Here is a 25,574-nt window from a genome sequence, read left to right as displayed (position 1 = left end):
AACCTATGAATTTTGAAACGATTATTGGACTTGAGGTCCATGTTGAATTAAAAACAGACTCGAAAATCTTTTCTCCAGCGCCAGCCCATTTTGGTGCAGAGCCTAATACGAATACAAACGTAATCGACCTTGGTTATCCTGGCGTATTGCCTGTTTTAAACAAGCGGGCCGTTGAATTCGGGATGAAGGCGGCTATGGCATTGAACTGCCAAATTGCGACAGAGACAAAGTTTGACCGGAAAAACTATTTTTATCCAGATAACCCGAAGGCTTACCAAATCTCACAGTTTGACAAGCCAATTGGAGAACACGGCTGGATTGAGATTGAAGTCAATGGGAAGAAGAAAAAAATCGGCATTACCCGTATTCATTTAGAAGAGGATGCAGGAAAATCAACCCATACTGGTGACGGCTACTCACTTGTGGATTATAACCGCCAGGGAACACCGCTGATTGAGATTGTTTCAGAGCCTGATATCCGTACACCGGAAGAAGCCTATGCCTATCTTGAAAAGCTGAAATCTATTATTCAGTATACAGGCGTATCAGATTGTAAAATGGAAGAGGGTTCATTACGTTGCGATGCCAACATCTCACTTCGTCCATATGGACAAGAGAAATTTGGCACGAAAGCGGAACTGAAGAACTTGAACTCCTTTAACTATGTCCGTAAAGGCCTTGAGTTTGAGCAGATCCGCCAAGAAAAGGAATTGCTGTCAGGCGGCGTCATTCTTCAGGAGACACGCAGATTTGATGAAGCAACTGGAAAAACGATTCTTATGCGTGTGAAGGAAGGCTCTGATGACTACAGATATTTCCCTGAACCGGATTTAGTTTCTCTTCATATCGATGAGGACTGGAAGAACAGAGTCCGTGCTGAAATTCCGGAGCTTCCGGACCAAAGGAAAGCACGCTATGTAGAGGAGCTTGGACTTCCTGCATACGATGCAATGGTTTTAACCCTTACGAAGGAAATGTCCGATTTCTTTGAAGCAACACTGCGTGAGGGTGCAGATGCTAAACAAGCATCAAACTGGTTAATGGGTGAGGTATCGGCATACCTGAACTCAGCCCAAAAAGAGCTGGATGAAACAGCCCTTACTCCAGCGGGTCTTGCTGGCATGATTAAACTGATTGAGAATGGAACCTTGTCTTCAAAACTGGCTAAAAAAGTATTTAAAGAGCTAGTGGAAAACGGCGGGGATGCAGAGGAAATTGTAAAAGCGAAAGGGCTTGTACAAATTTCAGACGAAGGAGCCTTGCTCAAAATCGTTACTGAAATCCTTGATGCGAACCAGCAATCAATTGAAGATTATAAAAATGGAAAAGACCGGGCTTTAGGCTTCCTTGTCGGACAAATCATGAAAGCGACAAAGGGACAGGCAAATCCACCTATGGTTAATAAATTGTTAATTGAAGAAATGAATAAGCGTTAATGAATGAGGGGCAGCTTCCTGTAGAGCTGCCCCTTTCTATGTCATTTAAAGGCCGAATTTTACATCACCCTTTTAAAAATATTTCTTTAAACACCTTGTACCCGGGTTTCTGGAATGTAAAACCGGGTAATTAATTCATTGGGTAAAATAACAGCAGAGGTGTGAAGCAAACAAATGTGTAAGAATAATTCATTTGATGTAACTTCGACATGCGCATATTGTTTGAAGAAAATAGGGGAGGAAATTGAAGTCGTTCTTCCTGTATATGACTGGTATAGCGGCAAGTTATTGGGTTATTTTTGCAAGCAGGATTATTTGAAAGTAAAATCTCAAAATCTAAGCCGAAGCTACATAAAAGAAAAGGAAAAAGCAAATTAATCATCTTTTATTTTGACTCTGGCCAAGATCAATAGATTTACAGCCGAGGTGATTGGAGCTGAAATTAAAAGGCAAGATGAACAGAGTCTTTGTTTGATGCCGGAATCTTTGAGCAAAAGGTTTCGGTATTTTTATGGGATGGGAGCGCTGTTTTTATTGAAGGTAAGTATAAAATTATTAAATCAATGAAGTCTCTGTAAATATGTAAAGATGGCATTGATGCTTAAGATAACGTTATGATTATGAGTAGAAGGGCTTTCATTAAGCAAATGGTTATCACATTTCAGCATTTATGGTATAATGGTATCAATAAATCGGAGAAAAAGAAAAAAGAAGTAAAGAGCAGACCCAGCCTGTCCGCTAAGTCTGCTCTGTAATTAGGGCTATCTGATCATTAGTCTTGATTATCTCTTCTTGCTTTGCCGCCTTTTTCTCCGATTTCCTCATAAAATTCACGGTCATGGTTTTTGGAAGTTGCTTCTCCGCCTTTTTGACCAATTTCCTGATAGAAATCCTTGTCATGGTTTTTGGAAGTTGCTTCTCCGCCTTTTTGGCCAATTTCCTGATAGAAATCCTTTCCATGGCTGTCAGCCGTTGCTTCTCCGCCTTTTTTTCCAATCTCTTGATAGAATTCTTTGTCATGGCTTTCAGAAGTCGCTTCTCCGCCTTTGCGTCCGATTTCCTGATAGAATTCTTTCCCGTGGCTCTTAGAAGTTGCTTCTCCGCCTTTACGTCCTGCTTCCTCTACAGACATTTTCTTAGAATTGTTATCATTAGCCATTTATAATCTCTCCTTTAAATGTGGTTTGTCGCTTACATAAATTTAAATACCCGCCTATATTTAAACTAAACAGGCTTTTTGTGTTTTCAAGTGAAATAATGATTGAGCTATGCTATTTTTATAATAAATATGTTTTGCAACATGCAAGAAGAATAGAAGAAAACTAAAGGAGTGTATATAATGCCTGCATTACAGCAATGGTTTGAAAAAGGAATGACCGCACAAGCATATATTGAGAGCATGAAAGTACATAAGGAGAATCTTAAAAAGGTATACGATGGCTTTTCATTGCCTTCAGATAAAGAATTTTTTCAAGGCTTAAAAGAAAAGGGTCTCCGTGTCATTGTTTTAACAGAGGACTGGTGCGGTGATGCAATGGCCAATATTCCAATTCTATTAAAGCTGGCGAAAGAAACAGGCATTGAAGCTCGTATGGTGCTTAGAGATTCCAACCTTGAACTGATGGATCAGTACCTGACGAATGGTACAGCACGTTCAATCCCTATCTTTATTTTTATTGATCGCGAGGGGAATGAAGCAGCAGTTTGGGGTCCAAGAGCACAGAAGGTCCAGCAGCTTGTAGATGAATTAAGAGCTGATCTTCCATCAAAAGAAGATGCAAGCTTTGAAGAAAAGCAAAAGGAAGTGTTCGGCCGCATGATGAAAATCTATACAGAGGACGAGCAAATTTGGAATGAAGTGTATTCAAGCTTAAAAGAGACGTTAAAAAATGCATAGGATAGAAAAAGGAAGCAGGCATTCAAATTTTTGAGTGCCTGTTTATTTTTAAAGGATAAGTATGAGATTTTTTATTTTAAAAAACTTCGCTGTGTTTTCTTTATCTCAGTCAAAGACGACGAAATTCATACGCCGATGAGCAAGGCGCTTGCGCTTTTCTGCCTTATCTGACATTCGTAATGTAAATGTAATGCTTTGACAACCTGCCATCTCCTTATAGAATAGATATATACCTTTACAATTTATATTTTTCAGATTTTCAGCCATAAAAAGGAATTTCGAATATAATTGGCGAAGAGTATGACAAAACCTGAAGGAATGGAAATGAAATGAGAGAGTGATTTGTGTATGAAAGATGCGGTAGAAGAATATATTGAGTACTTGAAGCTAACAAGAGAACCGCCGTCCCTTAATTATCTTCAACGGTTAATCCAAAGGCACTTGTCTTTTATCCCTTATGAGACCTTCAGCAAGTTTCATTATTTTAACCAGGATTCTTCTTTTGTCCCTTCATTGCAGGAATTTGTTCAGAATCTAGTGGAAAAGGGATGGGGAGGCACCTGCTTTACCCTTAATATCAACTTCTCCCGTTTGCTGGGAGAACTGGGATTTTCCTGCTCTCTCCTGCGTGTGAGTCCAGGACACCTGGCGATTATGGTCGTATTTAATGAAAAAAAATATTATGTCGATGTTGGCTACGGATCGCCTATTACGAAGCCGATTGACCTGGAATCCAAAAGACGGCATGTCCTTCATGGATTCGGAGAGGAAATTATTTTTACGCAAAAAACCATGGATCGATATGAAATTGACCGCCGCTCCAATGGGAAAACTTTTGTAAAAAAAGAAATTGATTGGCATCCTTTAACAGAGGAGGATATTACCGGCGATATTTTGGCTTCCTACGCCGATGAAGACCAGAATAAAACCATGAGAAGAATGACAGCGGTGCGTTTTAATGGGCATGAGTGTTATTTTCTTCGGGACCAATCCATTAAAGTAATGAATTACCGAAATATCCGTGAAATCCAGCTGAGGGATCTCGAAAAGTGGAAATCCTTTGTCCGGGAAATCTATCAGATTGATGCAGACTCCCTTATGGAATCAGTAGAATTTTTGGAGAAGCGAGGAGTCCATCTGTTTAGGGGGTAAGCTGTTTTAACATGAATGGAATCTTTGAAAAAGGGGAAAAGTGGAATGCGGGAGGTTAGGGTTGTCTGCTACGATGCCAGCTGGAAGGACATTTTTTGGAGTGAATCATTCGCGTTAAAAGAAGTCTTAAAAGACAATGTGTCACATATTCACCACATAGGCAGTACAGCTATACCAGGCATGAGTGCCAAGCCCATTATTGATATTTTAATAGAGGCATATACTCTTGAAGCTGTTGACAGCCGAGAAGGGGAGTTGGGTGAATTGGGCTATAGTGCCTATGGGGAGAATGGTATTTTGAACCGGCGGTTTTTTTCAAAAGGCGGAGACCGGCGAACACATCATGTCCATATCTATCAGGCAGGAGACCGTAATATTGAAAGGCATCTGGCCTTTAGAGATTATTTAATAAGTTATCCGGAAAAAGCCAAAGAGTACAGTGGGCAGAAGAGAATGCTGGCAGCAAAGTATCCCTGCGACATTGAAGGCTATATTGCAGGGAAGGATGAGCTCGTCAAGAGGCTTGAAGCAGAAGCGCTGTTTTGGTATAGAAGCCGTTAAATGTGAATATTTGTTGAAGGACTTTTGAAATGACTAAACCCCTTGGAGTGAACCATTTTATAAAAGCAGCCTATCAAGAAATCTCTTACTCTTTTCATTCCTCTATCGAATAGGTTGGCATGCAGGATAAGCTAAAGATGGGGCTGAATTCCTGCTAACTGGCTTTTTCCATTAAAAAGAGTTATGATATTTTCCATAAAGGCTCTTTCCGCAGTTTTCCTGCTGATATCATGCTAAAGGAGCATAATTCAGTATGAAATCTTTTGTTCAGCTTACGAAAACGATGCCAGGATTACGGACAAATTCTGGAATGGCCTATTGTACGAAAAGAGATAATCTATGCGAAAACAGCCATCATAATGATACTTCCATTCTGGCTGAGACCAGTTTTTTATTGACATAGCAGGCTGCTCATATACACCTCTATGGATGTAAAAGATGATGAGTTAGGAGTATGGAAAATGAAAAGAGCAAGAATTATATATAATCCGACTTCAGGACGGGAGGTTTTCAAGCGGCACCTGGCTGCGGTTCTTCAAAAGCTTGAAACAGCCGGCTATGAGACCTCCTGCCATGCAACGACAGCAGCAGGAGACGCAAGCGTAGCAGCTAGTATTGCCGTAGAGCGTAAATATGATTTGGTGATTGCTGCAGGCGGAGACGGGACCATTAACGAAGTGGTCAATGGAATTGCGGAAAAGAATTATAGGCCAAAGCTGGGAGTAATCCCTGTTGGAACAACCAATGACTTTGCCCGCGCTTTGCAAATCCCCCGTGATATAGAAGCGGCAACAGATATTATTGTACAGGGCGATACCCTTCCTGTAGATATTGGGAAAATGAACGACAGCTATTTCATCAATATTGCCGGAGGCGGAAGGATTACGGAGTTAACCTATGAGGTACCAAGCAAATTGAAGACGATGCTTGGCCAGCTGGCTTATTATCTGAAAGGAATAGAAATGCTTCCCTCTATAAGAGCCACAGATGTTTCCATTGAATACGATGGAAAGCTTTTTGAAGGAGAAGCCATGCTTTTCCTTATTGGACTAACCAATTCTGTTGGAGGCTTTGAAAAGCTGGCTCCTCATTCATCTATTAATGACGGCTTGTTTTCTCTTATCATTTTAAAGAAGACGAACCTCGCTGAATTTATTCGTGTGGTTACAGCCGCGGTCAGGGGAGAGCATGTAAATGACCCAAATATTATTTACACTCAGGCCAATCACATTAAAGTTCGATCTTCGGAAAAGATGCAGTTAAATATTGATGGAGAATTCGGCGGTTTGCTCCCTGCAGACTTTGAGAATCTTTATCGGCATTTAGAGGTTTTTGTGCCCATTGATAAAATCAGGCTGGAGGATCAGGTGAATTGAAAGGTCCTTTTCGTCAATAAAAAGGAAGCAGCATATGAAATGCGCTTCCTTTTTATTTTGATTCTCTCCTATTTAGAGACTGATCTTTGAACTTCCTGCTTAGTTGATTTCTGCTGCAGACACTCACTTCCCTTGGGAGAGTAAAGCCTCTTCGTAAAAGAATTTTTCGTCCGCCAGTCTTGAAAAATGCATGGAGGGGAATACTAGGAGAAAAAAATAGTAGGTGCTGCTGTGCATGTTTTGACTCTTTTCTTATACTCCCATTTAATAATAGGAGCAGTGTCATTAATTCCCCTTATCCTGTTCAAGTCAGCCTTTGAGCAGGCTGTTAAGCTGACCAATGAAGAAGGACATTATCCATTTACCATAACGTCAGAAATGGCCTATGCAGCCTGTGTTCTTTTCGGGTGGTTTACGTTATTTATTATGATTAAATGCCTGCTTACAAATCGATACCGGGATGAAACGGATGATGATATTTGGTAGCAGTAAAAAAAGAGGCTGTCCCAAAAGCTCCAATACTTATCAAGTGACCATGGAGACAGCAACTTTTTCTTGCTTGTTGATCTCCACTGTAGACACTGCATTCAGATGGCGGCAGAGTCTCATGCTTTTTGCTTCAAATAACAATGGATGTAGATCAACGTTGGGTTGAGCTGAAACATCGGTTGTACACCGATGATCCTGCTGGGTTACTTTCCGCTGCAGACGCTCGCTTTTCGCGGGCGGCTGGGAGCTTACCCCGCAGGAGTCTCGTGTATCCTCTCTAATCATCGTTGAATCTAAACGAACATTAGTAAAAGAGGGTGACTCAAAAGTCCAATAGTATCTGGCTTTTGAGTCACCCTCTTTTTGCGTGGTCTTTGTTAAAGAACAGTTACCAACATTGAAATTTAACACAGTCTTTTTAAAATAAAGAAAAGCTTATTGTTTATGGCTGAGCTCATCATGGTCAATGATGGCTTTTGGCAGTCCGGTATATTTTGCCCAGTAATAGATAGCTAAAGCGCCGATTGCAATTAAAATTAAGTCAAAAGGATCTTTCAGTACACCCAGGCCACCGCCAAAGGAGCCAAAATAGCAGAATAAAAGCATCATGACATAATAAGCGATGAGCCACCAAGCTGATTTTAGCTGCTGCGCAAAGCTTACTTCACTTTGTGAACGGAATTTTGTAAACACGATATACAAAACAGCCATGAGAAGCTGAAATCCTAAAAGCCAAGAAATGGTCTTCCAGCCGGCCCAATAGACGATAAAAGTGACAAAAATAAATGAAAGCGGGGAAATAATCGCTGATCCTTTTAATGTAAAGGGCTTGTGTAAATCCTTCGCGTTTATGCTGAAGGCTGCAGTAGAAATCGGCGCAACCGCGTAGGAAAGAATAAGAGCAACCGAACAGACATTCACGAGTGCATTCCACGATGGAAAAGGCAGTGTCCAAAAAACAGCCAGTCCAAATGTCAGCCATAACGAACTTCTTGGAATGCCGGTTTTTCCGTCGACCTTCGCGAATTGTTGAAAGAAGGTTCCTGTACGTGACCAGGCATAGATTAAACGGGCTGTAGTATTCATAAAGATATTTCCGTTTCCTCCTGGTGATATGATGGCATCCAGCACCACAATGATGGCAAGCCAGCCAAGGCCCAATGCAACCGCAATATCTTTAAACGGCAATGAAAATTTGTCCTGTATCTGTCCCCAGCCACCATGAATGCTGCTGGAAGGAATGGCTCCGACAAACAAGACCTGCAGAGCAGTATAAATAAGGGTTGCCAGGATAATACAGATAATTAAAGCAATCGGAATATTTCGTTTCGGGTTTTTTACTTCACTTGCAACCGATACAATGGGATGCAGTCCAAGATAAGCAAACATGACCCCTCCGGATGCAATTGCCGTCTGTATTCCCTGAAAACCAAAGGGAGAAAAGCCCCCTATAGAAAAATTGGCAGATTTAAAATAAAACGATAGCGTCACAATGATGGTTAATGGCACAAAGTATTTAAAGACCGAAATGACCCGGTTTGCTTTGGCAAATATATTGACACTCCTATAATTTAATAGGAAAAAGGCAAGGAGCATTAGAAATTGGAGTAACCACCCCAATATAGTGGGAGATTGAGAGTGCGGTTTTGTCAATTCCGGCAGCCAATAGGCAACATATTGCCGAACGGCTGTCACTTCGATTGAGATAAGACTGGAATAGGCTACAATGGTGATAAATGAAATCAAATAGCCTACAAAAGGACCGTGGGAATAAACGGGATAACGAAGAATTCCTCCTGTTCGCGGAAGTGCAGCCCCCAATTCAGCATACACAAGTCCAATTAAAAGAATAATGGCTCCTCCGATAATCCAGGAAATGAATCCGCTTGGACCAGCTTTTGAAGCAACATTGCTAACAGCAAACAGCCATGCTGATCCAAAAATAGCTCCTAGACCTATTAGAATCAAATCCAATAATGTCATTGATTTTTTAAAATTACCTTGATGCATTTTCTTCCTCCTAATCAGCTTCTTTCTTATTTGTCTAAGAAGGCAGGATCATTTTAAAAAGAAATAAAAAAAAGCTTTCCTGTCTTCCGAATAGGTTACAGTATATACTACATTGCTCAAAAATGAAAAATGAACGAGTTATACTTTGTATTCAGAAGCAGCCCATATTTTGATATAAAAAGTAAAAAATTGAATATTATCAGTACTTTTATCCTAACCAAAATGAGCGAAAAACATGTAAAGGGGCACATGTAGAACTTTTTCGGTGAGTTTAGTTGCAATTTGCAGATATCCTCACATTTTACGCTTGAATGAATGTTGAATCACTCACGATTTATACTGAAAAGGAGAAAGGGGTAGCGTCTATCTGTAAGTGGATTTCTATGTCTTTTCCCTGCGATAAGTCAACAACAGCTCGTCCCTCGCAGTGTTTCCTTTATCTCAGTCAAAGACGACGAAATCCATACGCAGATGAACAAGGCGCTTCCGCTTTTCTTAATATAATTAAACGTTTGATTAAATGGATGAAAAGTGAGGGGTATCAAGTGCCTGCCCTTATTTAATTAAACGATTGATTAAGGATATTTTTTATTATCTTCTCGAATATGGTACAATCATCTACAGTATAGAAACGGAGAAAAGGAAGAATAACATGAATAAACAAGTACCTGTACAGAGGAACGATTATATAGATGTTGTGTTTGAGGATCTTACACATGAAGGCCACGGTGTAGCGAAGGTAGAAGGCTATCCGCTTTTTGTCCCTAAAGCGCTGCCAGGCGAGAAGGCGAAGATCAAGGTCATAAAAGTAAACAAAGGGTACGGATTTGGCAGGCTGATCGAGCTTTATGAAGAAAGTCCGGATCGTGTGGTTCCCGATTGTCCGATTTATGAGGCATGCGGAGGGTGCCAGCTTCAGCACCTCAGCTATGGCGGACAAATGAGGGCAAAACTTAAACAGGTCCAGGATGTCCTTGCCCGTATTGGAAAGATAGAGGATGTATTGGTCCATCCGGTTCTCGGAATGGAGAATCCATGGCGCTACCGTAATAAAGCGCAGGTGCCGGTCGGTGAACTGGAAGGCGGACTAGTGGCTGGCTTTTATAAACATAGAAGCCACGATATCATAGATATGGAGACATGCCTCATCCAACAGGAGCAAAATGATACTGTCATACAAGCGGTTAAAAAAATCTGCGGAAACTATGGCGTAAGGGCTTATGATGAAACTTCCCATAAAGGAGCTTTGCGCCATATCATGGCACGCTATGGCCAGCGTTCCGGAGAAATAATGGTTGTTCTCATTACGCGGACACCTGAGCTGCCGCATCAAAACGAAATCATTCAGGAAATTATTCAGCAAATACCCGGCGTAAAATCGATCGTTCAGAATGTGAATAGTAAACGAACCAATGTCATTTTTGGAGATCAAACAAAGGTGCTTTGGGGTGAAGAAGTTATCTATGACTCCATCGGCAGCATCCGCTTTGCGATCTCAGCAAGATCGTTTTATCAGGTAAATCCTGACCAGACAAAGGTGCTTTATGACAAAGCCCTTGAATATGCTGGCCTCACCGGAAATGAAACTGTAATCGATGCGTATTGCGGCATTGGAACCATCTCTCTCTTCCTTGCTCAAAAAGCCAAAAAGGTATATGGGGTAGAAATTGTTCCGGAAGCTATTGAGGATGCGAAAAGAAATGCAGCATTAAATGGAATCACCAACGTGGAGTTCGAAGTTGGTGAAGCAGAGCAAGTCATTCCAAAGTGGTATAAAAGTGGCGTTCATGCCGATGTACTCGTGGTCGATCCGCCAAGAAAGGGCTGTGACAGCTCCTTGCTTGAAACCATCCTCAGCATGAAGCCGAAAAAAGTTGTCTACGTATCCTGCAACCCGGCGACCTTAGCACGAGATCTCCGTATTCTGGAGGACGGCGGCTATAAAACAGTGGAAGTACAGCCGGTGGATATGTTTCCACAGACGACGCACGTGGAGTGCTGTTCACTACTTGTTAGGGAAGATAATTAATAGATGTAACAGTGAGGTAGGAGCTTTCCTTTATGGAAAGCTCCATTTTTATAAAAGGACTTGTTAAACTAGCGGGCAGAATAGTTAAGTACCTTTGTATTTACTTACAGTCACCAGCATAGGTACGGTTTTTGTTTATCAAGGGGGCACCGATTTCAAAGCACACCTTTTCTTCAATGAAACGCAAGAACCGCCCCCTTGTCTCAGTGTTTTATTATAATTGGCTCCTCTCAACTCCTTGATAACCGGTTGCAGTGTCAATTGATTATCTGCAGCATGAACTATAACAGTATAAAGAGGGAAAAATGTAAAAAAATCCCGGGCTATTCTAATAGCACAGCTGCATACAAAATCCTGCTGCAGGTCATAATACATTGTTTTAGTCATGGGTTTACCTGAAAGTTTTCCCGTCTTAGTAAGAGAGTTGATTTCTTCTTTGATAAGCGTTGGAGTGGTAGGAACGTGTTTTCGTGTAATACATTCCAGTTCCCAAAATGCCGATAGTGATTTAGGACAATTTGTACTGTACCTATTTTAAAGTTCTCGAAATGGTTGATCTGTCGTTTCTGAATGGCACCGTTGTTGAAGGTGAAATTGCAGTAAAGATGCAAAAAGCGTAACGGTTCTTATTACGGTAACCGTTACGCTTTTAATCTATAGGTTTGTTAGTAAGTTAAATTTAATGTAAGAACACAAAAATTAATTGTGGTGGCGCTGTTGTGAAATGGGCAAACCCTTACCCATAAATACAATTATCCAAGCAAGTATTAACAAAACAAGGCTACCTACAAAAGAGATTAGAAATATATGATGTGTCGCGGACAATGCGGCATCCCTATGGACTTGGTTAACCACTAAATTCATCGTTAATTTATTTGCAATGGTTGCTGGGCTACCTTGTGAAATGAAATGTTGAACGATTTGATTATAGCTTGCAACTGCGATTGGATTGGATAAACTTATTTTTGCAGAATCTACGCTTTGATTAACAGAAGTGTCCCAGTTAAGGAACCACTGAGCGATAGGAGCTATTGCAGAGTAAAAAAGGACACGAAGAAACTGGACAACCGTTATAGTTCTGGGTATTTGCCCAAGTGGACCTCCAAGCGCACAAGTCACCAATCCGACTACGAAATTAAGTCCCACACCGCAAGCAAAAATAATTAACCAAATTTGTAATTGATATAAGGTTGTGTTTTCTCCTAAAATTGTTAAACGATAAGAAGCTAAAATCATACACATACATCCCAGTACAAAAAGGGGACCGCCACCTATCCGGTCAAAAAAAGATGCAGCTAAGATTGCTGCTAATGCAACACTAATTACAAGACCGAAATAAACTGAAGGCATCGCATTGGCGTCAAATTGGCTTACGACGCGCATCCAATATCCAAGTCCAGACATTGCCACAAGCATTAGGAGGTTAGATCCAATTGCTATAATTGCCCCTAGAATAGATCGGAATGAACGAATAAGTCGGAAGTTTACAAGGGGCTTTGAAACATTTAGTTCGACAATCAAAAAATTAATAAATAAAACTATGGTAAGACAGGCGGGCATTATTACTGACGGAGAACGAAATCCATAAGGTAGAATATTTGAAAGTGTAATCGCAGTGAAAATCCCCAGTAAAAACAATACAATTAATCCAAGAGCGTCAAATCTTTCTCTGTGACCAATCTTAGGCGTATTGTTATTAGATTGGGTGGGGACTGGAAAGGCGTGTTTAGGCAAGCCTTTCCCAACTATGACCGCAATGATGGCAGATAAAGCACATGCGATAAATAGCCAACGCCACGAATCGTACTCCTGTGAAAGAGACCCGAGGATGGCACCAATCGAAACTGAACCAAATAAGATCGATAGAAGGATACCCAATACACGATTTCTTCGTTCCGCAGGGTATTCAATAAATAACAGCGGTACTAGGACCATTAGTTGGGTTCCTGTCAATGCCCCTTCAATTGAGCGGCTGAATGCCAAAACAAACGTGTTAGAAGAGATGGCAGATATGATAAACGTAAGAGCAGAAATAACTTGCGAGCTATAAAAAGAAAGTCTTATTCCGAATTTTCGACTAAGGACAGGACCTAACGGGATGAATACCGCAAATGCAATATTCGAGATAATAGAGATATCCATTGTCGAGTAACTGCTCGAACCAAATGAATTTTGAATGATAGCTTGTATTTGCATAAACCCCGACATAATCAACAAATTTGGGCCAATAGAAAATATCATGGCTAAAATGACAATCCAATACTTAGGTAACTTCAAATTCAGTCTCCTTTCTGTTAATAAAAAATCCCCATCTTTAAGACATAGTGCAAGTCCTATATAGTATGCAACATTATACTTAAGTTAAAATCCTAATTTAAACTTATCTAAGTATTGGAGATCGTTAATTCTGTTTTTTTGCATTACATATAACAATTAACAAACAAGAACGTATCTTTGGTGCGTTCTTGTTTATATTTGTATTTTGTGCATTCTTAATTTACAATTTTAACAATGTGTTTAATGTTTACACCAGTTTTTGAATCCTCGAAGGCTTTATTAATATCCTCAAATAGAACTTGACAAGTTTATCGAATGGAAATTCACCTTCTTTATAATACTTAACTATTGTGGAATAAGTAATTGAGGGACTCAGTCACCTTGTACTGTTCCTAAGATTTTGTTACCTTCCATTAAAATATCATTTATGATGTTTAGAGTAACGTCACCGGACATTCCTCCCTGTTTTTATTTGTCTGGAAATGTAATCTCTAGGCAGCATCAGGAGTTTTTAAAGTACGACTCCTCCAAAATATTGCTCGTCATCTTTGCGAAAATCCTTCGAAGTTCGATAAGTTCGTTTTCCGTTATCCCTGCGGTTACATTTTTATGTGTTCTTTGAAGAGCTGGCACAACCAAACTTTCAAGCTGTTTGCCTTCATCAGTTAGATGAACCTTAAAGGTGCGTTTATCTGTCGGGTCATCGACTTTTTTGATATAACCTTTTCCTTCGAGGCTAGCAATCATTCTGGCAATACTGGCTTTGTCCTTATTGAGTTGGGATACAAACTTATTAGGTGATATACCATCCTGTCCCCAAAGCATTAGCAATATTAGACTCTGCTCTGTTGCAAGATTAAAGGGTTCTAACCGTTTCTTTGCATAATTTGAAATGATTAAGTGCAATTTTCTTATTTCGATCCCAATATTGTCATTTAAGTTCAAAGTCGGTCCCTCCGGAGAATAGTTGATTAAACAACGTTGATTCATCAACAATAGGATATTTAAATCTCAATGTCAATTGATCTTGATTAAATACCTTTTAATAATTGGGACCATAGAACATCCTATAATTTTTAGAGCTTATTGAAAAATAGGTACCTAAAGGTAAGAAGTATGTCTTAAAGAGCATGTCATGCAGCACAATCCTCAAAACGTTAATTTATGGGTAATTAGATGGCTCTCAATCATTTTTTGTTGGAGGTCTTTTTTATGTCTGAAAACTGCTCTTGAGGAAATTTTAACCATCTAGCAGCTGCTTGCTTAGCAGTTGTCGAGCCGACTGCCAATGGTATTGGAGGAGATGCCTTTGCTCTTGTGTGGATAAAAGGAGAGCTTCACGGTATAAATGCCAGCGGTCCTTCTCCAAAGGCTATATCCATTGAAGCAGTTAAAGAAAGAGGCTTCAAGGAAATGCCAAAGCATGGACTTATACCAGTAACAGTTCCCGGTGCTCCCTCCGCATGGGCTGCGTTGTCAAAACTTTTGGCAGGCTACCGCTTTTGGAAGTGCAAAAGCCAGCAATTGTATATTCTGAAAATGGTTATCTCCTACCCCAAATATTGGGGGCATGCCTATGAGGTTTTTAAAAAGAAATTTATAGGTGACGAATATAAAGGTTGGTTTGATACAATTGCCCCTCTAGGGAAGGCACCTGTCAGTGGTGAAATGTGGAGCTCAAAAGATCATGCAAGCACGCTCCGCTCGATGGGGGAAACATTGCAGAGAGTTTTTACCTTGGTGAATTAGCTAGAAAAATCGTCAGCTTTTCCAAACAGTATAAAGGATTTTTATCTGCCGACGACTTAGCTCAATATCATCCTGAGTGGGTCCAGCCTATTTCCGTTAACTACCGTGGCTATGATGTAAAACAAAGCAATTCACCAAAGGGGACTATTTTCTCAATTTCATTTATTTAAGTTTCAAAGGCTTTGAAATAGTCCAAACATGATAGTATAGAAAAAAGCTTAAAGGAGGATTACCATGAAAAAAAGTATCTTCTCTGCAGCTGGATGTGCACTAGCACTTGGACTGATTGCAGCGCCTGCTGCACATGCTTCAACTGCCCAGCCAAAAGAAAAAATGTCTGTTCATCACCCTGCCAGCAGTGCAGTCATCACGGCCATGGACGTAAAAAATATCAGCAAAAAAGCCCTGTCACCTAAGGGAAGTAGTCGTACAGCATTCCTTAACCATATTAATCAATATATCGATAATACGGATACCAATTTTCAGGAAATCGTACCAAAAATAGATGAATTTTACTCAAACACTGCTTCTGCTAAAAAGGAATTGGGTTTTTATAAGTCCACATTGAAAAAACTTAAAGCTAATTCTCATCAGCTGACAGGCTATAAAAATCAGCTGGACCAAGTTTCAAAGCAATCCGGCCAAAAAGTATATTTAGCGCCGTTTTATAATGAAATCAGCAATTTACAGTCCAGTATTGTATATGAAACGAAAAAATTAAATCATACTCATGCTAATTTTGTCCCTACTTACTCATCAGGTAATAATGCTTAAGCAGAAGGATAGATCATCATACGTAAAAAGAGCTTCCGGTCGGGAGCTTTTTTTGTAGGAAAGAAATGATGATATACACTGTTAAAAAAGCATCTTTTAATGTAATAATAGATCCATTTTCTTCTATTAACCCCAATCTCCTTTCCTTGACCTATAAATCTGCCATTGATATAATGAGGAAACTATCAGTGAAGAGTATAAATGCAAGATTGCATTTATACAGAACAATCAAATATTGAATAGCTATGATTGCTGGGGATAAAACTCCAGCAGGAGCAGTTTCTGGAGAGACCGCAATAGTGGCGGCGCCGAAGGGTTCACAATCTCAGGCAGAAGGACAGAAGTATAATGAGTGTTATTTATTATTCTTTGAAGAGTAATAGAATTGTATTTGTTATATGGACATCTAAAAGAGATTGGAGAACTGCTCCGATCTCTTTTTATTTTGGCTTTGCTATGAATAAAGCCTGTAGTACAAAGAGAAATATACAAACGGGGGTAATTTGGGATGGCACAGGATGAACTTAAAAGAGAGCTGAAAACAAGACACATACAATTGATCGCCATTGGAGGCACCATTGGTACGGGGTTATTTTTGGGCTCGGGCAAAGCGATACAATTGGCCGGCCCTTCTATTTTGTTCGCTTATTTAATTGTCGGAATTGCGCTGTTTTTTGTGATGAGAGCTTTAGGAGAATTGCTTTTATCCAATGCGGGGTATCAGTCCTTTACCGATTTTGCCGCAGAGTATATTGGCCCCTGGGCAGGTTTTGTAACAGGGTGGACCTATTGGTTTTGCTGGATTATGACGGCAATGGCTGACATCATTGCGGTGGGTGTATATGTGCGTTATTGGTTCAATATCCCGCAATGGATTCCGGCATTAATCTGTTTACTGGTTTTATTGTTAGTAAATTTGTTGACTGTTAAGCTTTTTGGAGAACTGGAATTTTGGTTTGCAATTATTAAAGTGGTCACCATTCTGGCGTTAATCATCATTGGGGTTATTTTGCTTGTGATGGGGTTTCATACAGATACAGGAACGGTTTCGGTAAAAAACCTTTGGGGTCATGGCGGATTCTTCCCGCATGGGGTATCCGGCTTTATGTTCTCTTTTCAAATGGTCGTTTTTGCGTTTGTTGGAGTGGAATTAATAGGGGTATCAGCTGCAGAAACAGCCAATCCAGAGAGGAACATTCCATCTGCAATCAATAAAATTCCGTTGAGAATTCTATTTTTCTATGTAGGAGCTCTATTTATCATTCTCTGTATTAATCCATGGAATCAATTAATTGAGTCAAGCAGTCCTTTTGTCAAAACTTTTACCCTTGTAGGGATTCCAGTTGCAGCTGGAATCATTAACTTTGTAGTCTTAACATCTGCGGCATCTGCCTTTAACAGCGGTTTATTTTCGACAAGCAGAATTTTATATAATCTAAGCAGACAAAATGATGGACCGCGAAGCCTTTCGAAATTGAATAAAAGCCATGTGCCCGGCAGAGCATTGCTGACATCGGCCATTGTTCTCTCAGGCGGAGCTCTATTGAGCAAGTTAATTCCAGGACAGGCTTTCAGCATTGTCACTACGATTAGTGCAATATGTTTTATCTGGGTGTGGGGGATTATCTTAATTTCGCATATCCGATATTCAAAGCTGCGGCCGGATTTAAGAAAAAAATCAATTTTTAAAGCACCGTTAACTCCTTTTATTAATTATGTTATTCTTGCGTTATTTGTTTTTATATTAATCATCATGTTATTTGCTGAAGCTACACGCTTAGCGGTGATGCTGACACCGATATGGTTTGTGCTGTTAATTGTCTTGTATTTATATAGAAATAAAGCAATTAAACAATTAAAAGATAATCATAAGCCCATTGTTTAAACATACTGGACCTGTTGTTTTATCTCTATTTCTCTAGTTTGCCCGAACCTTAATGGGATCGGGCTTTTTTTTATTCTATTACTGGTATCGGAAGGATTTGAGGCAGAAGCTTCGAATAATAGGGTAGATAGGTTTCAATTGCCTGATGAAAAAAAGAAACACAGCAGAAAGGGCGTAACCAAAATGATGAGCTACAGCTATTTTTGTAATACGAGAATTGAAATGGGAATGGGGAAATCATTAGAGTTGCCCATTTTTCTTCGCTCTATCTCTACAGGATCATCCCTCTTATTAGTGAGTGACCCGGGAGTGGTGAAGGCAGGATTAGTAAAGCCGGTCCAAGAATCGCTGGAGAAATCCGGATACCGTGTTGTTCTGTTTGATCGTCTCTCCCAAAATCCGAGGGATACTGAATGTCTGGAAGGGGCTAAGCTGTATAGGGGACAAAAAATGGAGGCAGTAGTGGCAATAGGAGGAGGAAGCGCCATGGACACGGGTAAAGCGATCGCATTACTGGGACCGAATGGCGGTACACCAATCGAATATATTGAAGGGAAACGGCCTTATGCCAATATTGCTCCGATTATCTGTGTCCCTACCACCGCAGGAACCGGATCTGAAGTGACACGATCATCCGTTATTACAGAAGCTGCCACGCACCGTAAACTGACACTCAAAGATGCCGCATTACGTCCGGCACTTGCTGTGCTGGATCCACAACTGACATTCTCCGTCCCCCAGAGTGTGACTGCTGCGACGGGTGTGGATGCCTTGGTCCATGCAATCGAAGGTTCTACCTGCAAAATAACCAACCCGATATCCCAGGCCCTGGGAGCAAGGGCGATGAAAATCATTGTTTCAACCTTGCCTAAAGCTGTTGGAAATGGAAGAAAAGAAAAGGCACGCTGTGATATGCTGGAAGCGAGCCTTCTGGCCGGAATGTGTTTTGGCTCCAGTGATGTAGCTGCTGTCCATTGCCTGGCAGAAGCCCTTGGCGGCCTGTATGATACACCGCATGGAGTAGCAAATGCCGTATTTTTACCACACGTTCTAAAATTTAATGCGGAAACAGAGAAAACAGTACATGTGGATTTAGCAAGGCAAATGGGGTTTGCAAGGGAGAACGATTCGGATCAAGAGGCCGTTGAAAAGCTAGTCTCGGGGATTCTCGAATTTACAAAAGGACTTGGAATACCAAGGCTGAAGGATTTACCTGGAGTCCGTAAAGAGGATTTTCCAAGAATTGCAGAGCTGGCCGCTGAAAATAATTCAACACCCAGTAATGTGAGGGATATAACGAAGGAGGATTATCTTCACATTCTTAATTATTCCTATGAAGGGAATAATGCTTTACTTGAAAGCATAGAAAAGGTATAGGATAAAAGAGCAGCGTGTGGCATTAAAGGTCCTCATGCTGTTTTTAATTGCTGTCTTGGTCAATAAGGTTAAATCGGAAGTACGGTGGAGCACATATTGTTACTAGACCAAATAAGTAAGGATCTTAAAGCTTTTAGAATAAGGATCTTTTTGTGAACTTTGTTGCTATTGGATACAAAAATACCATTTAAATATATATTCAGTAATAATTGTCAATAGCACACGAAAAAAGATGCCGCGAAAACAGACAACATACGGAAAAGTCCTTTGTACGTAAAGCAACAATTTATGCGAAAACAGCCCAGAATAAAAACAAGCAGGAATGCAAAAACATCTGCTGAAGTAAAAGCAGATGTTTTCTAATAAAAAGTCCCGTTGTCTCTGTCTAACTCCGGCACCTATCGGCTAGCGGATTTCTACGTCTTCTCCCTGCGATAAGTCAACATCTAGTTTCCTTTATCTCAGTCAAAGACTCTTAAATTCGTACGCCGATGAGCAAGGCGCTTGCACTTTTCTTATATTTTTACCCATTTTCCATTTTCTTTTTTATACTTTTTTTCGACCGCACTCCATGCTACCTTAAAGGCAGTTTCTTCCTCTTTATATTCTTTGCTGGCAGAGTTAAAAGCTTCTTTAAAAATCTCTTGGGCATGATGGGGCAAGTGGTCTTTGACCGCTTCCGGAAGATCGTCCAATGAGCGGTATGGCATGTCATCCCTCCTTTAATAAGAATCGTTATCTCTTTCATTTCCTATTCCGGGGCGTTTAAACATACCCTCGTAAAATTAAATTTTTAATTTAGTCAGATGCTTCACCATCCTTTATTTTAATTTGGATATCATCTGTTATCTTATCATCATGTTGTTTTTTAAATGCTAGCACCGCTGCTTTGCCATCGCTCGGAGAACCATTTTGAAAAGACATGGGGAATAAGGAGAAAAATAAGACATAAAAGGAAAAGTAAATAAATTGTGAGGTAAACACGGATTCTTTAAATATGCCTATTTGAGTGAGTCTGTTGACAACGATCATACTAATTAGATTAAACAATGCACCGCCAATATAAATCAGCATATTGGTGAAACGATTATCGTACTTTAACATTTTAAATTCACATGCACCATTCCAAAAGTAAAACTTCCTTATTTCGATTTTCCAGAAAGCAAAAAGCTTATTTCCACATCCAATAATCATTTTCTTTTCCGATCCTCCGAATAGCGTTACGAAAAAAATATGACCGCTTAAATGAATGATGGTGGCTATGGGGAAAATGAGAAAAAACGAAATAAGAAATTTGAAAACATCGATCGTGCCAAACATGAAACATCCTCCTTCAAACCTCGCTGTCTTCTGAATTTCTCTAGTATATCGAGGGTCGCTATTCTGATACCCGATAGGAAGTCATGATAACTAGTAATATTTTCTTCAAACGTAAATCTTCTCGTACGTTCCAGGCAATCACTCTCAGTTCAATATTTTTTTAAAAAGACTGTTTTAAATTTTAATATTGATAACTGCTCATTTTTTAGAGCGTTCGTGTGAAACGCCGTTTCACACGAATGCTCTAAAAAACAAGTGTCGTTTAACAAAGCCTAAAAATTTAATAGTCGGCTCAGCAGGTCAAGTGAAAGGAATTGAAAAATATTTTTAGAATTAATCCTTTCAAAACGAATTTTTAAATATTTTAGTATAAACTGAAAATATAAATAAAAAGAGAAATTTACGTTAATGATACAGGCCGCAATTTATAGAGGCCATTCTCAAGCCCCGCGGCGCGCCTTAATCCGCTTTTATAAGGAAGAGGTCCCATCCTAAATGAACATGGAGCTTTAACAGAGACTATCTAAAAAATATAGGGAGTGAAGGATAATGGAGGTTTCCCAAGAAAACCATGAACTAAAAAGCGTTCCAGAAAAAACAAATGAATTTAATGAAGACGGATCTTTTAAACGGCAAAAAAATCAGTTCTCTACTCCTTTTGGATACGAACCAGGCCAGCTTCCGGTTGAAGGCGGGCGCTATCGCCTTTTATGGTCGGCTGCCTGTCCTTGGGCGCACCGTTCGGTTATCGTCAGAAAAATTCTGGGGTTGGAAGCAGCCATTAGTTTAGGCACTGCGAGTCCCATTCGCCCAAGGCTGCCCCGCATCGACTGGGAGTTTTCCTTGGATGAAAATGAAAAGGATGCAGTGCTGGGGATTCAATATATGAGTGAAATTTATAAAAAAACGGATCCAGAATACGCTGGAAGGCCAACCGTTCCAGTGATCGTAGATGTCAAGACACAGCAGGTTGTAAATAATGATTATTCCAATCTGACAAACTACTTTGAAACGGTGTGGGCCCCATTCCACAAAGAACATGCCCCGGATTTATATCCTGTGCATCTGCGGGAAGAAATTGATGAGTTAAATGCCGTCATTTTTCAGGATATTAACAATGGAGTCTATAAGTGTGGATTTGCAAAATCACAGGCAGCCTATGATGAGGCGTATGAAGCCCTGTTCAAAAGGCTGGATGAGCTGGAGAACCGATTAGCCAGCAGGCGTTTCTTATTTGGAGATTACATAACAGATTCAGATGTCAGGTTATTTACCACACTTGTCCGCTTTGATGCAGCCTATTACCCTGTTTTTAAGACCAATCGCAATCTTATTCGTGAATTTCAGCACCTATGGGGATATGCCAGAGACTTATTTCAAACAGAAGGATTTGGGGAAACAACGGACTTTAATGCCATTAAACGGCATTATCATTTGTCGATTACCATTTCTCCTGACAGGAAAGAGGAGCAGATATTGCCTAAAGGGCCGGATGAATCCTTGTGGGATACAGAGCATGACCGCAATGCTTTAAACCAGCACGATGAAAAATTTTTATACACGATGAATAAATAAGAAAGAGCGGGAAGAGGAGGATAGCGAATGATTATACGCGATGCAATGCAGGAAGAATTAAATGAAATTCGTGAGCAGAGAATCCACGCATACTCAGAGTACTCAAAGGCAGTATCGACAGCACATTGGCTGGCTTTAAAACAAGCGATATCAGTTGAAGCCAGTTTGCCAGGAGTAGAATGGATTGTGGCAGAGTTAGATGGGAAAATTCATGGCAGTGTGGCTTTGTTCCCTCCAAATACAGATGCTTATGACGGCTATATAGACGAACTGGATTATTACGAAATTCGGATGCTTGCCGTACACCCGGAAGCCCGAGGAAAAGGAACAGCAGCCTCTTTGGTTAGCGAGTGTATCCGCAGAACGAAAGAAAAGGGGTCCCGTTTCATTGGTCTGCATACTGCCGACTTTATGGTGAATGCCATTAAACTGTATGAAAAAATGGGCTTTGAGCGCTATCCGCAGTTTGACTTCGAGCCGAGCGATGATGGAGTAATTGTGAAAGCTTTTCGATTGACGATATAGGCGCTTTTTGCAAATGTATTAGGTTATGTTTCATCGATGAAAGGTAATTCATTCACAATAAATTTTAAAAAACGCGAAAAATGGATTGGTAGAAGATGAAATAGGGAAGAAGAGGGTAATATAACTGTGAGAAATGTAAGGCTGCCATTATTCCATTAAGGCACGACATAACACAGTAAGGGATAGAAATGAGAGAAGGATGTGAGCGTGTGACAGAGCAAGACATGTCAAAGTACGAGAAAAAGATTACTGTACGGAATACCCGAATGGAAGACATTGACGATATTATGAAGCTTTGGAAACGCTGTTTTTCCGGCATGGAGCCTTGGAAAAAGGAGCAGCTGCAAAGCCATATCCGTATTTTTCCCGAGGGACAATTCTGTGTGGAATATGATGATAAAATTGTAGGGTCCTGTTCCAGTCTCATCGTGAATTTTGATGAGTATTCAGACCAGCATACATGGAACACCATTACCGATAATGGTTATATTACAAATCATGATCCCAACGGATTTAATTTATATGGAATAGAAGTCATGGTTGATCCGGAGTACAGGCGAATGAAAATAGGGCATCGTCTGTATGAAGCGCGCAAGGAGCTGACGCGGCATTTAAATCTTCAGAGTATTATTATTGGCGGGAGGATTCCAAACTATTATAAATACAAAGCGGAGATGACGCCGAGGGAGTATGTTGCCGAAGTGGAGAAGCACAGTATTTATGATCCGGTGTTGTCGTTCCAGCTTCTCGAAGGATTCAGCATTAAACGAATCAACACCCGATATCTTCCTGACGATAAGGCATCAGACTCCTTTGCGACTTTAATGGAATGGAACAATATTGACTACCTGCCTAAATCGCGGCGTGTGTATCGTGCATCATTTCCGGTAAGGATTTGTGCCATCCAATACATGATGAAAAAGATTGATACTTTCGAGGATTTTAAAAAGCAAATCGAATATTATGTAGATATTGCAGCTGATTTTGAATCTGACTTTGCTGTCTTTCCAGAAATTTTCACTACACAATTAATGTCCTTTCTGGAGGAGAAACGTCCGGATCAGGCAGTCCGCAGGCTGGCAACCTATACCGATCAATATATTAAGGTCTTTACTGAACTGGCTGTAAGATACAATGTCAATATTATCGGAGGCTCTCACTTTGTGGAGGAGGATGGTGAAATCTTTAACGTGGCGTACTTATTCCGCCGCGATGGAACGATTGAAACCCAGTCCAAAATCCACGCAACACCAAACGAAAGAAAGTGGTGGGGGATTGCAGAAGGAAACGAAATAAAAGTGTTCGATACGGATTGTGGCAGGATTGCGATTCAAATTTGCTATGATGTTGAATTTCCTGAACTGTCCAGAATTGCGGTTGATAGAGGGGCAAACATTATTTTCGTGCCGTTTTGTACCGATGACAGGCAGGGTTATTTGCGAGTACGCTACTGTGCTCAGGCAAGAGCGATCGAGAATCAAGTGTATACCTGCATTGCAGGAACCGTTGGCAATTTAACGCATGTTGAAAATATGGATATCCAGTATGCACAGTCCGGAATTTTTTCACCTTCTGATTTCGAATTTGCCCGCGACGGAATTGTAGGAGAATGCGATGCGAACGTGGAAACGGTGGTAGTAGGGGATGTAGACCTTGAGAAGCTGAGACGTTCCCGCAATAGCGGCTCGGTACGCCAGCTGCGCGACCGTAGGAGAGATTTGTATAGAATTGATTTTAACAGCTGATTGGTCAGCATTCTGGGAGTTTTTTAAATAGCATTGAGGCATTTTTATTAGCAAAGCAGCAGGCTCCAAAAGGAAACCTGCTGCTTTTTATATTGGTATTTATGAGTGGACTCAGTTGTTTTTAGCTCATTCGTGTGAAACAGCAGTTTCCTATAAAATGAGCTAAATAATGAGTGAATTATCAGCATAGAAACGTAACTGGGCCTAGATTTTGATTAATAAACCTTATCACCATTGAAAATGGAATTTTTCACAACGACGTAATCCACATTGCGAATGGCATCAAGCTTTGTGCCGCCCGCGTATGAAATGGAGGACTGAAGATCCTGTTCCATTTCAATAAGTGTATCTTGTAAGGCCCCTTTGTGTTCTACATGCATCTTTTTGCCTTCAACGTTTTTCTTTTCACCTTTTTGGAACTCAGATGCTGATCCAAAGTATTCTTTATACAGCTTTCCGTTTACTTCGATTGTTTGTCCAGGCGATTCCTCATGTCCTGCGAATAATGAGCCAATCATGACCATAGAGGCTCCGAAGCGGATGGATTTAGCAATATCGCCATGTGTGCGGATTCCGCCATCAGCAATGATCGGCTTGCTGGCCGCTTTTGCACACCAGCGAAGTGCAGCTAATTGCCAGCCTCCTGTGCCGAATCCGGTTTTGATTTTCGTAATACATACTTTTCCTGGCCCGATGCCTACTTTTGTAGCATCAGCTCCTGCATTTTCCAATTCCCTTACTGCTTCTGGAGTACCAACATTTCCTGCAATGACAAAGCTTTCAGGCAGATACTTTTTAATATGCTGGATCATCTCAATGACCGCATTGGAATGGCCGTGGGCAATATCAATAGTGATATATTCAGGAGTTAGCTGCTCCTCAGATAATTGCTGGATGAAACGATACTCTTCTTCTTTAACTCCAACGCTGATAGAAGAAAATAAACCGCGTGACTTCATATCCTGAATAAAAGACAAACGCTTCTCAGGTTCAAAACGATGCATGACATAAAAATAACCGTTCTCAGCTAAGTATACGGCAATTTTTTCATCTATAATGGTCTGCATATTTGCAGGTACAACCGGCAATTTAAATGTACGTCCGCCAAAAGTGATGGATGTATCACATTCAGATCTGCTATTTACAACACATTTTGCTGGAATCAGCTGAATATCTTCATAATCAAATACATTTTCCATGATTAGCACCCCTAAAAACGAATATTAATCGTAAATCAATAAAAATTGTTCGTATATTTATACTGTACCTTACTTTTTCTTTGCCGTCAATCCTTATTGTTTTCAAAAAGTTGAAATAATATTATCTTTTATTGGAAGCTTAAAGTTTGTGCTCTGATGAAAGCAGCATGAAGAAAGGCTCCAGTGAGGCAGGAACCA

General features: G+C 40.4%; 23 protein-coding genes and 1 riboswitch. Of the genes, 16 read left to right on the top strand and 7 right to left on the bottom strand.

Annotated features, from left to right (window positions below):
• Nucleotides 1-5: 5 nt before the first annotated feature.
• Nucleotides 6-1,436: an Asp-tRNA(Asn)/Glu-tRNA(Gln) amidotransferase subunit GatB gene (gene gatB, locus A5N88_RS13960; RefSeq protein WP_066267109.1), complete on the top strand. Its 1,431-nt coding sequence runs from the start codon at nt 6-8 to the stop codon at nt 1,434-1,436.
• Nucleotides 1,437-2,208: 772 nt separating this feature from the next.
• Here the strand turns inward: gatB and A5N88_RS13950 are convergent.
• Complete coding sequence (locus A5N88_RS13950) at nt 2,209-2,595, bottom strand: KGG domain-containing protein (RefSeq protein WP_066267103.1); 387 nt, start codon at nt 2,593-2,595, stop codon at nt 2,209-2,211.
• Nucleotides 2,596-2,775: 180 nt separating this feature from the next.
• Between A5N88_RS13950 and A5N88_RS13945 the strand changes: the two genes are divergently transcribed.
• The 6 genes from A5N88_RS13945 (at nt 2,776) to A5N88_RS13925 (ending at nt 6,908) form a co-directional block, all read left to right on the top strand.
• Nucleotides 2,776-3,333 (top strand): thioredoxin family protein, encoded by a 558-nt coding sequence (locus A5N88_RS13945; protein WP_066267100.1) that lies wholly within the window; start codon nt 2,776-2,778, stop codon nt 3,331-3,333.
• A 348-nt stretch (nt 3,334-3,681) separates the two neighbouring features.
• Nucleotides 3,682-4,485: an arylamine N-acetyltransferase gene (locus tag A5N88_RS13940; RefSeq protein WP_066267098.1), complete on the top strand. Its 804-nt coding sequence runs from the start codon at nt 3,682-3,684 to the stop codon at nt 4,483-4,485.
• Nucleotides 4,486-4,530: 45 nt separating this feature from the next.
• Nucleotides 4,531-5,046: a GrpB family protein gene (locus A5N88_RS13935; protein ID WP_066270546.1), complete on the top strand. Its 516-nt coding sequence runs from the start codon at nt 4,531-4,533 to the stop codon at nt 5,044-5,046.
• A gap of 253 nt (nt 5,047-5,299) precedes the next feature.
• Nucleotides 5,300-5,449 carry a hypothetical protein gene (locus A5N88_RS24975; protein ID WP_157090682.1) on the top strand — a complete coding sequence of 50 codons (150 nt, stop codon included), beginning with the start codon at nt 5,300-5,302 and terminating at the stop codon, nt 5,447-5,449.
• 58 nt (nt 5,450-5,507) lie between these two features.
• The gene (locus A5N88_RS13930; RefSeq protein WP_066267096.1) at nt 5,508-6,422 is read left to right on the top strand and encodes a diacylglycerol kinase; all 915 of its coding nucleotides are present in this window, start codon (nt 5,508-5,510) and stop codon (nt 6,420-6,422) included.
• A gap of 279 nt (nt 6,423-6,701) precedes the next feature.
• Nucleotides 6,702-6,908, top strand: a complete 207-nt coding sequence (locus A5N88_RS13925) for a hypothetical protein (RefSeq protein ID WP_157090681.1) — start codon at nt 6,702-6,704, stop codon at nt 6,906-6,908.
• Between the two features lie 438 nt (nt 6,909-7,346).
• On the opposite strand, the gene A5N88_RS13920 is transcribed toward A5N88_RS13925, so the two are convergent.
• Nucleotides 7,347-8,921, bottom strand: coding sequence for an APC family permease (locus tag A5N88_RS13920; RefSeq protein ID WP_066267093.1), 1,575 nt, complete (start codon nt 8,919-8,921; stop codon nt 7,347-7,349).
• Nucleotides 8,922-9,573: 652 nt separating this feature from the next.
• On the opposite strand from A5N88_RS13920, the gene rlmD reads away from it, so the two are divergent.
• Entirely contained in the window at nt 9,574-10,950 is a 1,377-nt protein-coding gene (rlmD, locus tag A5N88_RS13915; protein ID WP_066267091.1) for a 23S rRNA (uracil(1939)-C(5))-methyltransferase RlmD, read from the top strand.
• 699 nt (nt 10,951-11,649) lie between these two features.
• Here the strand turns inward: rlmD and A5N88_RS13910 are convergent.
• Nucleotides 11,650-13,227: an MFS transporter gene (locus A5N88_RS13910; RefSeq protein WP_066267086.1), complete on the bottom strand. Its 1,578-nt coding sequence runs from the start codon at nt 13,225-13,227 to the stop codon at nt 11,650-11,652.
• Between the two features lie 501 nt (nt 13,228-13,728).
• Nucleotides 13,729-14,172, bottom strand: a complete 444-nt coding sequence (locus A5N88_RS13905; RefSeq protein WP_198160279.1) for a MarR family winged helix-turn-helix transcriptional regulator — start codon at nt 14,170-14,172, stop codon at nt 13,729-13,731.
• A gap of 348 nt (nt 14,173-14,520) precedes the next feature.
• Between A5N88_RS13905 and A5N88_RS13900 the strand changes: the two genes are divergently transcribed.
• The 5 genes from A5N88_RS13900 (at nt 14,521) to A5N88_RS13885 (ending at nt 19,012) form a co-directional block, all read left to right on the top strand.
• Complete coding sequence (locus tag A5N88_RS13900) at nt 14,521-14,976, top strand: gamma-glutamyltransferase (protein ID WP_260525575.1); 456 nt, start codon at nt 14,521-14,523, stop codon at nt 14,974-14,976.
• On the top strand, nt 14,898-15,146 hold the full coding sequence (locus A5N88_RS26160) for a gamma-glutamyltransferase (protein WP_260525559.1): 249 nt from the start codon (nt 14,898-14,900) through the stop codon (nt 15,144-15,146). The genes A5N88_RS13900 and A5N88_RS26160 overlap by 79 nt, the downstream gene beginning before the upstream one ends.
• Before the next feature lie 64 nt (nt 15,147-15,210).
• Nucleotides 15,211-15,750, top strand: coding sequence for a hypothetical protein (locus A5N88_RS13895; protein WP_066267078.1), 540 nt, complete (start codon nt 15,211-15,213; stop codon nt 15,748-15,750).
• 272 nt (nt 15,751-16,022) lie between these two features.
• A riboswitch (glycine riboswitch) is annotated at nt 16,023-16,101 on the top strand.
• Between the two features lie 157 nt (nt 16,102-16,258).
• Nucleotides 16,259-17,635, top strand: coding sequence for an amino acid permease (locus A5N88_RS13890; protein ID WP_066267077.1), 1,377 nt, complete (start codon nt 16,259-16,261; stop codon nt 17,633-17,635).
• Between the two features lie 183 nt (nt 17,636-17,818).
• Nucleotides 17,819-19,012 carry an iron-containing alcohol dehydrogenase gene (locus tag A5N88_RS13885; RefSeq protein ID WP_066270545.1) on the top strand — a complete coding sequence of 398 codons (1,194 nt, stop codon included), beginning with the start codon at nt 17,819-17,821 and terminating at the stop codon, nt 19,010-19,012.
• 515 nt (nt 19,013-19,527) lie between these two features.
• Here A5N88_RS13885 and A5N88_RS13880 read toward each other — a convergent pair.
• Together A5N88_RS13880 and A5N88_RS13875 are read right to left on the bottom strand one after the other, a co-directional pair.
• Entirely contained in the window at nt 19,528-19,722 is a 195-nt protein-coding gene (locus A5N88_RS13880) for a ChaB family protein (protein ID WP_066267075.1), read from the bottom strand.
• An 88-nt stretch (nt 19,723-19,810) separates the two neighbouring features.
• Nucleotides 19,811-20,332, bottom strand: coding sequence for a hypothetical protein (locus A5N88_RS13875; protein WP_066267074.1), 522 nt, complete (start codon nt 20,330-20,332; stop codon nt 19,811-19,813).
• Between the two features lie 549 nt (nt 20,333-20,881).
• Between A5N88_RS13875 and A5N88_RS13870 the strand changes: the two genes are divergently transcribed.
• The 3 genes from A5N88_RS13870 (at nt 20,882) to A5N88_RS13860 (ending at nt 24,177) form a co-directional block, all read left to right on the top strand.
• Nucleotides 20,882-21,907 carry a glutathione S-transferase family protein gene (locus tag A5N88_RS13870; RefSeq protein WP_066267072.1) on the top strand — a complete coding sequence of 342 codons (1,026 nt, stop codon included), beginning with the start codon at nt 20,882-20,884 and terminating at the stop codon, nt 21,905-21,907.
• A 27-nt stretch (nt 21,908-21,934) separates the two neighbouring features.
• Entirely contained in the window at nt 21,935-22,432 is a 498-nt protein-coding gene (locus A5N88_RS13865; protein WP_066267064.1) for a GNAT family N-acetyltransferase, read from the top strand.
• A 188-nt stretch (nt 22,433-22,620) separates the two neighbouring features.
• A complete protein-coding gene (locus A5N88_RS13860) occupies nt 22,621-24,177 on the top strand; it encodes a GNAT family N-acetyltransferase (protein WP_412733817.1) in 1,557 nt (518 codons plus the stop codon).
• Nucleotides 24,178-24,392: 215 nt separating this feature from the next.
• Here A5N88_RS13860 and guaC read toward each other — a convergent pair whose 3' ends face one another.
• On the bottom strand, nt 24,393-25,376 hold the full coding sequence (gene guaC, locus A5N88_RS13855) for a GMP reductase (protein WP_066267060.1): 984 nt from the start codon (nt 25,374-25,376) through the stop codon (nt 24,393-24,395).
• Between the last annotated feature and the right edge of the window lie 198 nt (nt 25,377-25,574).

This window comes from Heyndrickxia acidicola (genome assembly GCF_001636425.1).
Classification (GTDB): domain Bacteria; phylum Bacillota; class Bacilli; order Bacillales; family Bacillaceae_C; genus Bacillus_AE; species Bacillus_AE acidicola.
Note: the sequence above shows the minus strand (reverse complement) of the source record. Positions and strands in the feature narration are given on the sequence as shown.